This window comes from Mucilaginibacter frigoritolerans (genome assembly GCF_007830615.1).
In the GTDB taxonomy this organism is placed as follows: domain Bacteria; phylum Bacteroidota; class Bacteroidia; order Sphingobacteriales; family Sphingobacteriaceae; genus Mucilaginibacter; species Mucilaginibacter frigoritolerans.
In genome coordinates, this window is sequence record NZ_VLLI01000026.1 from 1 (window position 1) to 3,471 (window position 3,471).

General features: G+C 47.9%; 2 rRNA genes. Both read right to left on the reverse strand.

The features are described 5' to 3' along the window. Positions 1-3: 3 nt before the first annotated feature. Positions 4-115 (reverse strand): 5S ribosomal RNA (rrf, locus tag JN11_RS24235). A 196-nt stretch (positions 116-311) separates the two neighbouring features. Next, positions 312-3,188 (reverse strand): 23S ribosomal RNA (locus JN11_RS24240). Positions 3,189-3,471 lie beyond the last annotated feature (283 nt).

Sequence of the window (3,471 nt, forward strand, 5' to 3'; positions counted from 1 at the left end):
AAAATTTGGCACCGACCTACTCTCCCACATTTTACTGCAGTACCATCGGCTCTGGCGGGCTTAACTTCTCTGTTCGGAATGGGAAGAGGTGGACACCGCCGATATAGGCACCTGAATATTTTAATTAGATTTGAGTATCAAGATCTGAGTATTGAGATTTTATCTCATGTCTCACATCTATTATCTCCTATCTAAGACAATGATTGAAAGAAGTAAGTAATTGAAAAGACAACAGTATCATTTTGATTATCTGTTTGTTTGGTGTTTGCGAGTAGCAAGGTATTGCTACCTGCTACTCACCATTTCCATTCACGAAGAAAGCTTCGGGCGATTAGTATTACTCGGCTATGATGTCACCACCTTTATACCTGTAACCTATCAACGTAGTAGTCTGCTACGACCCTCAATGGAAGTCTCATCTCGTGGCTAGTTTCGCACTTAGATGCTTTCAGCGCTTATCTATTCCGAACGTAGCTACTCTGCAATACAGCTGGCGCCATAACAGATTCACCAGTGGTTCGTCCAACCCGGTCCTCTCGTACTAAGGTCAGCCCCACTCAAACTTCCTGCGCCCACAACAGATAGGGACCGAACTGTCTCGCGACGTTCTGAACCCAGCTCGCGTGCCACTTTAATGAGCGAACAGCTCAACCCTTGGGACCTTCTCCAGCCCCAGGATGTGACGAGCCGACATCGAGGTGCCAAACCTCCCCGTCGATATGAGCTCTTGGGGGAGATCAGCCTGTTATCCCCAGCGTACCTTTTATCCTTTGAGCGATGGCCCTTCCATGCAGAACCACCGGATCACTATATCCGTCTTTCGACCCTGCTCGGCTTGTCTGCCTCACAGTCAAGCAAGCTTATGCTATTGCACTCCGCGTACGGTTACCAAGCGTACTGAGCTTACCTTTGAAAGCCTCCGTTACCTTTTTGGAGGCGACCACCCCAGTCAAACTACCCGCCAAACAATGTCCTCGTCTGTGACGAGTTAGACACCAGATACAGAAAGGGTGGTATTTCAACGTTGACTAACTGACTCCTAGCGAAGCCAGATCACAGTCTCCCACCTATCCTACACATCCTGTAGCCGATTTCAATGTTAAGTTGTAGTGAAGGTGCATGGGGTCTTTCCGTCCCGTTGCGGGTAACCGGCGTCTTCACCGATACCACAATTTCACCGAGCTCATGGCTGAGACAGCGCCCAGATCGTTACACCATTCGTGCAGGTCGGAACTTACCCGACAAGGAATTTCGCTACCTTAGGACCGTTATAGTTACGGCCGCCGTTTACTGGGGCTTCGATTCAATGCTTCGAATTGCTCCTAACATCCCCTCTTAACCTTCCAGCACCGGGCAGGTGTCAGGCCATATACGTCATCTTTCGATTTTGCATAGCCATGTGTTTTTGTTAAACAGTCGCCTGGGCCTTTTCACTGCGGCTTCATTGCTGAAGCGCCCCTTCTCCCGAAGTTACAGGGCCATTTTGCCGAGTTCCTTAGCCATGATTCACTCGAGCACCTTAGGATTCTCTCCTCGACTACCTGTGTCGGTTTACGGTACGGGTATTCATAACCTGAAGCTTAGCGGGTTTTCTTGGAAGTCTGATTACCTGAACTATCACATCCCCCGAAGGTTCTGCGTACTATCTGCTTTCAGCAGGGTCTGCGTACTTTACTACAGTCCCTATACCTACGGCATTTAACGAACTATTCCGTCAGTTCGCGTCAGTTTCACTACTCCGTCACCGCATCGCAGTTATAAATAGTACTGGAATATTAACCAGTTGTCCATCGGCTACGCCCTTCGGCTTCACCTTAGGCCCCGACTAACCCTGATCCGATTAGCGTTGATCAGGAAACCTTAGTCTTTCGGTGGGCAGGTTTCTCTCCCGCCTTATCGTTACTTATGCCTACATTTGCTTTTCTACAATCTCCACAGTAACTTACGTATCTGCTTCGCCGACAGTAGAATGCTCCCCTACCAGTTGCATTGCTGCAAATCCATAGCTTCGGTATACCACTTGATGCCCGTTTATTATCCATGCCCGATCGCTCGACTAGTGAGCTGTTACGCACTCTTTAAATGAATGGCTGCTTCCAAGCCAACATCCTAGCTGTCTGTGCAATCGGACCTCGTTAGTTCAACTTAGCGGTAATTTGGGGACCTTAGCTGATGGTCTGGGTTCTTTCCCTCTCGGCCCTGGACCTTAGCACCCAGAGCCTCACTCCAGCGTATATTAAAAAGCATTCGGAGTTTATCTGGATTTGGTAGGATTTGACTCCCCCGCACCCAATTAGTAGCTCTACCTCTTTTTAACTCAACCGCCAGGCTGTTCCTAAAAACATTTCGGGGAGTACGAGCTATTTCCCAGTTTGATTAGCCTTTCACCCCTACCCACAGATCATCCGGAAACTTTTCAACGTTTATCGGTTCGGTCCTCCAGTACCTGTTACGGCACCTTCAACCTGTCCATGGGTAGATCACAAGGTTTCGCGTCTACCTCCCCTGACTATACGCCCTATTCAGACTCGCTTTCGCTTCGGATCCGTGTCTTAAACACTTAACCTTGCCAGGGAAGAGTAACTCGTAGGCTCATTATGCAAAAGGCACGCCGTCACGGTGTTAACCGCTCCGACCGCTTGTAAGTACACGGTTTCAGGTTCTATTTCACTCCCCTGTTCGGGGTTCTTTTCACCTTTCCCTCACGGTACTGGTTCACTATCGGTCTCTCAGGAGTATTTAGCCTTACCGGATGGTGCCGGCAAATTCCCACAAGGCGTCTCCGACCTCGCGGTACTCAGGATACCACTATCCCATTATCCATTACGCGTACGCAGCTATCATGCTCTATGGCCGGCTTTCCCATACCGTTCCGCTTCTGTTTAATGTTCATGTTGTGGTCCTATAACCCCGCTTATGCCGTAACATAAACGGTTTGGGCTTCTTCCCTTTCGCTCGCCACTACTCAGGAAATCACTGTTGTTTTCTCTTCCTCTGCTTACTTAGATGTTTCAGTTCAGCAGGTTTGCGCATTTATGCAACTATTCTTCAAATAGTTAGGTTTCCCCATTCGGAAATCTACGGATCAATTTATATTTGCTAATCCCCGTAGCTTATCGCAGCTTATCACGTCCTTCATCGCCTCTGAGAGCCAAGGCATCCCCCGTGTACCCTTTCTTACTTTCTTCTACGCATGCCGCCTTTTGCTCGGCATGGTATGCTTTTTGATTCTTGTTATGTTCATCAGTTCATTCTATCATTCATTCATCAGTATTCCTACCGCTTTAATCCTGATTTCGTAAACCTTTGAAGCCGTAACAGTCCTCTATACTGTTGTCTTCTCTTTTTATTTACTTCTTCCAATATGTCAAAGAACTTTACCCCATATGCATTTCTGCATCATTTACTCTATATCCTATCCCTTTCAGGAAACGGAGGGTGCGTGGAGAATAACGGATTCGAACCGTTGAC